Source organism: Pseudohaliea sp. (genome assembly GCF_054552115.1).
Window position 1 is genome coordinate 66422 of the sequence record NZ_JBTOLW010000019.1, and the last position, 6181, is coordinate 72602.

The following is a 6181-nucleotide window of genomic DNA, read 5'->3' on the forward strand; positions in this document are numbered from 1 at the left end:
ATGAGCCGACGAGTCGTCATTACCGGTCTTGGCATCGTTTCCTGCCTCGGCAACGATGCCGGAAGCGTCGCCGACGCCCTCTACGCGGGCCGCTCCGGGGTCCGCCTGCGGCAGGAGCAGATCGACGCCGGCATGCGCTCCCATATCGCCGGCGCGCCGGAGATCGACATCGCCGAGCACATTGACCGCAAGCGCCTGCGCTTCATGGGTGACGCCGCGGCCTACGCCTATATCTCCATGGCCCAGGCGATCGCCGATGCGGGCCTGGAGGAAAGCGATATCTCCAACGAGCGCACCGGCATCATCGCCGGCTCCGGCGGCGCCTCCTCCGCAAGCCAGGTCGAGGCCGCGGACATTCTCCGCGAGCGCGGCCTGCGCCGCGTCGGCCCCTACCGCGTGACCCAGACCATGGGCAGCACGGTCTCGGCCTGCCTGGCCACGCCCTTCCGCATCAAGGGTGTGAACTATTCTATTTCCTCGGCCTGCTCCACGAGCGCTCACTGCATCGGCGCGGGCGCGGAACAGATCCAGCTCGGCAAGCAGGACCTGGTCTTCGCCGGCGGCGGCGAGGAACTGCACTGGACCATGAGCGCCCTCTTCGACGCCATGGGCGCCCTGTCGACGAAGTACAACGACACGCCGGAACAGGCGTCCCGGGCCTATGACGCCAACCGGGACGGCTTCGTGATCGCCGGCGGTGGCGGCATGCTGGTACTCGAGGAACTGGAGCATGCCCGCGCCCGCGGCGCGAAAATCTATGCGGAGCTCGTGGGCTACGGCGCTACCTCCGACGGCCACGACATGGTCGCTCCGTCCGGCGAGGGCGCCGTGCGCTGCATGCGCCAGGCGCTCGCCACGCTCGACGGTCCGGTGGACTACATCAACGCCCACGGCACCAGCACGCCGGCCGGCGACATCACGGAGCTGAAAGCGGTGCGCGAAGCCTTCGAGGACCTGGGCGCCATGCCGGTGATCGGCTCCACGAAATCCCTGTCCGGTCACTCCCTGGGCGCGGCGGGGGTGCAGGAAGCCATCTACAGCCTGCTCATGCAGCAGCGCGGCTTCGTCGCCGCCTCGGCAAACATCGAGACGCTGGACCCGGAAGCGGCGGGCGTGCCCATTGCCCGGGAACGCGTCGACGGCGCCAGCCTCACCCGGGTCATGTCGAACAGCTTCGGCTTCGGGGGCACCAACGCCTCGCTGGTCTTCCAGGCGTTCGACGACTGAAACGAGTCCCGGGCGGGCACGCGTCGCCCGTCAGCCCAGCAGCGAATCCAGCAGCAGCACCTGCACCGGGTCCCCGGCGGCGAGCGTCTGCCCCGCCGGCACCCGCGCCAGCGCATCGGCCGCACACACGGAGCTGAGTACCCCGGAGCCCTGCCTCGGAAACAGTTCCGCGCGGGTCGCTCCGTCGTTCCCGGAGCGCAGCCAAACGCGCCGGTAATCAGCCCTGGATAGCGGGCGCGCCACGGCGAAGTCCGCCCGCACCCAGAGCGCCACCGGGGGCTCGACCCGCGCGCCCTGCGCCGCCAGGAGGAAGGGCCGGGCCAGCAGGCAGAAGGTCACGAAGACCGACGTCGGGTTGCCGGGCAGACCGAGGAAGGGCGTGTCACCCACGCGGCCGAAGGCGAAGGGCTTGCCAGGCTTCACGGCGACCTTCCACAGGTCCAGCTCGCCGAGCGCCGACACCTGGGCGCGCACATGATCTTCCTCACCGACGGAAACACCGCCGGTGGAGAGCACGAGGTCCGCGCCGGCCGCTGCCTCGGCGAGGGCGGCGCGGGTGGCTTCGGCGCAGTCGGCCACCAGCACCGGAGGCTGTACCGCGAAACCCAGCCGTGCGAGCAGGGCCGCGAGCATCGGCCCGTTACTGTTGTAGCGCTGGCCCGGCGCCAGGGGGGCCTGCCCCGCGGGCACCAGCTCGTCACCGGTGGCCAGTACCGCCACGGTCAGGGGCCGGTAGACCACCAGCTCGCCACAGCCGACGGACGCGAGGAGACCGATATCCTGCGGCCGCAGGCGCCGGCCGGCAGCGAAGAGCTCGCTGCCGGCGGCGATGTCCTCGCCGCGGGGCCGGATGTTTTCACCGGCCGCGGGGGTCCGGCCCGGCCGCACCGCTTCCCCCGCCGCCTCACAGTCCTCCTGCATGAGTACCGCATCAGCGCCCTCGGGCAGGGGCGCGCCGGTAAAGATGCGCGCCGCGGTACCGCGCTGCAGGGGTTCGGGCGCGGTGCCGGCGGCGATGCGCTGGTGTACGGGGAGAAGGGCACCCGGCACGACCTCGTCGCTGCGCACGGCGTAGCCGTCCATCGCACTGTCGGCGAAGGCGGGGACGTCGGCCGGCGCGCGCACCGGGGAGGCCAGCACCCGGCCCGCCCCCGCTTCCAGCGGGACCGTCTCCAGCGCCGGCGGTGCGGGCACCGCTGCGAGCAGCCGCGCGAGGGCGCCCTCGAGGGAAATCATGCGCCGCGCAGTAGGCCGACGAAGTTGCAGGGCCGGTGCCGGCTGTCGAGCTGCTCCCGCAGGATACCCTCCCAGGCCGTGCGGCAGGCGCCGGTGGAGCCGGGCATGCAGAACAGCAGGGTGCCGTTGGCCAGACCCGCGAGGGCCCGTGACTGCACCGTTGAGGAACCGATCTCCGCCAGGGAAAGCGAGCGGAAAACCTCACCGAAGCCGACGATGTGCTTGTCGAAGAGCGGCGTCACCGCTTCCGGGGTCGAGTCGCGACCGGCAAAGCCCGTGCCGCCCGTCACCAGCACGACCTCCACGGCCGGGTCCGCAATCCAGGCGGAGAGAATGGCTCGCAGCCGGTAGATATCGTCCGGCACGAGCTCCCGGGCCACCACGCGGTGCCCGGCCTCGCTGGCCGCACGCGCAAGGTAGTCCCCGGAGCTGTCGTCCTCGGGACCGCGCGTATCGGACACTGTCAGGACCGCCACCGCAAGGTCGACGGCGGCATCACCGCTGGACTGGCCCATGGATTCAGTCTCCCTGCTGCTTCGAGAGGTAAGCCCGCACGGCGTCGCCGATCACGGCGCGCCAGGGCAACTGCTTGATGGCAAAAGTATCGCGCAGTTCGCGGCAGTCGAGAGACCAGTTGCGGCCGCTGTCGCCCTCTTCAACCGGGCTGCGGGCAATGGCGTCGTCGGCCACCGCCACGAACTGCGAGGCCGCCGCGATGACCGCCTCGGCAAAACCATACAGCGTGGTGCGGTCCGGGCTCGCGTAGTGAAACACCCCGCGCGGCTCCGCCCCCGCATCGACCTGGTCGAGCATCCCGGCAAGCACCCGGCCGAGATCGGCTGCGGGAACGGGGCAGAAGCTGTCACTGTCATCGAGCACCCTGGGCTCGCCGGCGAGAAGCGCGCGCAGCACATCATCGAGGAAGCCAGGCCCGTCGCTCGCAAAGACCGGCCCGGTTCGCAACACCGCGGCCCGGCTGCAGGCCGCCAGCACCTGGGCCTCGACCGCAGCGAGGAGCGAGCCGGGAGGATCCTGGGCATCAGGGGTTTCCTGCTCCCGGTAAGGATGGGGCAGGGTCCCGGAAAAGACAGCGGCGCTGGACAGTAGCAGGTAATCGGCCCCCGAGCGCTCGCAGGCCTTCGCCAGCCAGTGGGAACGGGCGCAGTCCAGGTCCTGCAAGGGCTCGCCGGCGGCGAGGAGGTGGGTGAAGCGCAGGTCGACCACGCAGGCCGGCCCCGCCCGCCGCACGGCCTTCTTGGCCTGGCGTTCGCTCTTCCAGCGGCTGGCGGCAATCGTGACCGGTTCAACCTCGTGGCGCCCCCAGCGGGCAAGAACGGAGAGCAGCGCCGCACCGGCGGCGCTGTCCGAAGCGATGACGAGAACCTCCACCGACGCCTACCCGGCGGGCTTCGGCCGCGAAGAGCCGCGGGCCGGCCTGATATGGCCCATCCCCGCGAGGCCCGGCGCGGCCCGGCCTGACGCGGCTCGGCCTAGCGCGGCCCGATCCAACCTAGAAGGGGATGTCGTCGTCGAAGTCACCGAAGTCCGGCGGGTTGTCTCCGCCGCCGGCGCCTGCCGGGGCCTGGGCGCCGCCCTGCTGTTGCCGCGGAGGCGCCTGGTTGAAGCTGTCTGCCGGTGCATCGTAGCCACCACCGCTCATCTGGCCGCGGCTGTCGAGCATCTGCATCTCGTTGGCGACGATTTCGGTCGTGTAGCGGTCCTGGCCGTCCTGACCCTGCCACTTGCGGGTGCGCAGGGAACCCTCCACGTAGACCTTGGAGCCCTTGCGCAGGTACTCACCGGCAATCTCCCCGAGGCGATTGAAAAATACCACCCGGTGCCACTCGGTCCGCTCCTGCGGCTGGCCGGTCTGCTTGTCCTTCCACTGTTCGGAGGTGGCGAGACGGACGTTGGTAACGGCGCCGCCGGAGGGCATGTAGCGGGTCTCCGGGTCGGCTCCGAGGTTGCCGATGAGGATCACCTTGTTAATACCACGCGATGCCATGGCTCGTCCTGCCTCCTTGCGCCTGGGAAGGAGCGACTATAGCAACGCGCCGGGGCGAATGCGACAGCAGAAACGGTCAGCCGCGGACCGCGGCCTCACGGGCGCGGGGCGCCGCTACCAGGCGCCAGCTACTGGCGATCCAGAACAGGCCCGGCACGAGGCAGAGCAGGAACAGCGCGTCGACACCGCCCTGCTGCATCACCCAGCCGCCGCTGGCGCCGCCGCAGAAGGCACCGATGAACTGGCTGGTGGAGTAGACACCGAGCGCGGTGCCCTTGCCGCCGGGGAACACCGCCTTGCTCACGAGGGACGGCAGGCTCGCCTCGAGGTAGTTGACGGCAACGAAGTAGAGCCAGAGGGCAAAGTAAAGCACGGCGGGAATCGCCAGCAGCGTGACGCCGGCCACCGAGAGCACGAGCATGGCGATGGACAGGAGCAGCATGCCGCGCACGTAACCGTGCCGCTCCGACAGGCGCAGCAGCGGCAGCATGCCCAGGATCGAGGCGACCAGCACGGGCAGGTAGACCTTCCAGTGCGCCTCCCGGGCCACGCCGAGAACATCCTCGATGGCAAAGGGGATCACCAGGAAGCTCGCAGTGAGGATGAAATGCAGGCTGAACACCCCGAAATCCAGGCGCCGAAGCGCCGGATCCGCCAGCACCTTGCCGATCATTCCCGGCTGCGCACCCACCTCGTCGTGGTGCCGGCTCTGTACCCCGCGGGGCACCCCGAAGAACACGATGGCGATGCCCGCGGTCGCCAGCGCCGCCGTCAGCAGGAAGACGCCGTGCAGCCCGCTGAAGGCTGCGATGATGGGGCCGAGCACCAGCGACAGGGCGAACGACAGGCCGATGCTGGCACCGACGACGGCCATCGCCTTGGTGCGCTGCTCGTCGGTGGTGATGTCCGCCACCAGCGCCATCACCGACCCGGCAATCGCGCCGGCGCCCTGCAGCAGGCGGCCCACGGCGATCCCCTCGACAGACTCGGCCAGGCCGGCGACCACGCTGCCGATGGCAAAGACCAGCAGCCCGCCGAGGATCACCGGCACCCGGCCGACCCGGTCGGAGAGCCAGCCCAGGGGAATCTGCAGCAGCGCCTGGCTGAAGCCGTAGGCGCCGAGCGCAATGCCGATCATCAGCGGCGTGCCGCCGGGCATATCGGCCGCGTAGAGCGCGAGCAGGGGCAGCACCATGAACAGCCCGAGCATGCGGAAGCTGTAGAGCAGCGCCAGCGCACCGACAGCGCGGCGCTCGACCGGGGTCATGGGATTCTTGGTCAACAAACGGGGAGCCTCCTGAACGGGCCGAATGGTAGCACGATGCGCGGAAGGCATTGGAACCGAGGCTCTTTATGGCACTTCGTAGCCCGGGTGGGCGAGGGGGAGCCCCCGGCGCGGCCGCAGGCGCCAGGCGAGGGCCGGCCGCTGCGCAACTCGACCAAAATTCGCTGCGCGAATTTTCGGGACTCGAACAGTGCTCGCGGAAAGCCCCGGCCCTCGCCTGGCGCCAAAGCGCGGCCTGAATGCGCCGGGGGCTCCCCCTCGCCCACCCTGACGCTGCGGAAAGCCTGAAAGGCTGCCTGGTGCATGGCACTGCGCAGGGGCTGGCGCGGGGGAAACGCCCCAGGAAAAGAGCGGGACAGGGAAGGACCCAGGCACACAACCAAGAAAGCGCTTTTCGCGTTTCCCCGGGGAATTCTCCCCGGGGAGCC

General features: G+C 70.3%; 6 protein-coding genes. 1 reads left to right on the plus strand and 5 read right to left on the minus strand.

Annotated elements, in window-relative coordinates:
* Complete coding sequence (gene fabB, locus ACX93N_RS10585; protein WP_459428387.1) at positions 1 to 1227, plus strand: beta-ketoacyl-ACP synthase I; 1227 nt, start codon at positions 1 to 3, stop codon at positions 1225 to 1227.
* 30 nt (positions 1228 to 1257) lie between these two features.
* Here the strand turns inward: fabB and ACX93N_RS10590 are convergent, their stop codons facing one another.
* The 5 genes from ACX93N_RS10590 to ACX93N_RS10610 all read right to left on the minus strand — a co-directional run bounded on the left by ACX93N_RS10590 (position 1258) and on the right by ACX93N_RS10610 (position 5750).
* A complete protein-coding gene (locus tag ACX93N_RS10590) occupies positions 1258 to 2463 on the minus strand; it encodes a molybdopterin molybdotransferase MoeA (RefSeq protein ID WP_459428388.1) in 1206 nt (401 codons plus the stop codon).
* Complete coding sequence (gene moaB, locus ACX93N_RS10595) at positions 2460 to 2978, minus strand: molybdenum cofactor biosynthesis protein B (RefSeq protein ID WP_459428389.1); 519 nt, start codon at positions 2976 to 2978, stop codon at positions 2460 to 2462. The genes ACX93N_RS10590 and moaB overlap by 4 nt, the downstream gene beginning before the upstream one ends.
* Positions 2979 to 2982: 4 nt before the next feature.
* Positions 2983 to 3852, minus strand: a complete 870-nt coding sequence (locus ACX93N_RS10600) for a sugar nucleotide-binding protein (protein ID WP_459428390.1) — start codon at positions 3850 to 3852, stop codon at positions 2983 to 2985.
* Positions 3853 to 3973: 121 nt separating this feature from the next.
* Positions 3974 to 4468 (minus strand): single-stranded DNA-binding protein, encoded by a 495-nt coding sequence (gene ssb / locus ACX93N_RS10605; protein ID WP_459428391.1) that lies wholly within the window; start codon positions 4466 to 4468, stop codon positions 3974 to 3976.
* Between the two features lie 76 nt (positions 4469 to 4544).
* Positions 4545 to 5750: an MFS transporter gene (locus ACX93N_RS10610; RefSeq protein ID WP_459428392.1), complete on the minus strand. Its 1206-nt coding sequence runs from the start codon at positions 5748 to 5750 to the stop codon at positions 4545 to 4547.
* Positions 5751 to 6181: the final 431 nt, after the last annotated feature.

Coding starts and splice junctions, on each gene's coding strand:
- ACX93N_RS10590 (WP_459428388.1), bottom strand. CDS start 2,463: ATGATTTCCCTCGAGGGCGCCCTCGCGCGGCTGCTCGCAGCGGTGCCC.
- fabB (WP_459428387.1), top strand. CDS start 1: ATGAGCCGACGAGTCGTCATTACCGGTCTTGGCATCGTTTCCTGCCTC.
- moaB (WP_459428389.1), bottom strand. CDS start 2,978: ATGGGCCAGTCCAGCGGTGATGCCGCCGTCGACCTTGCGGTGGCGGTC.
- ssb (WP_459428391.1), bottom strand. CDS start 4,468: ATGGCATCGCGTGGTATTAACAAGGTGATCCTCATCGGCAACCTCGGA.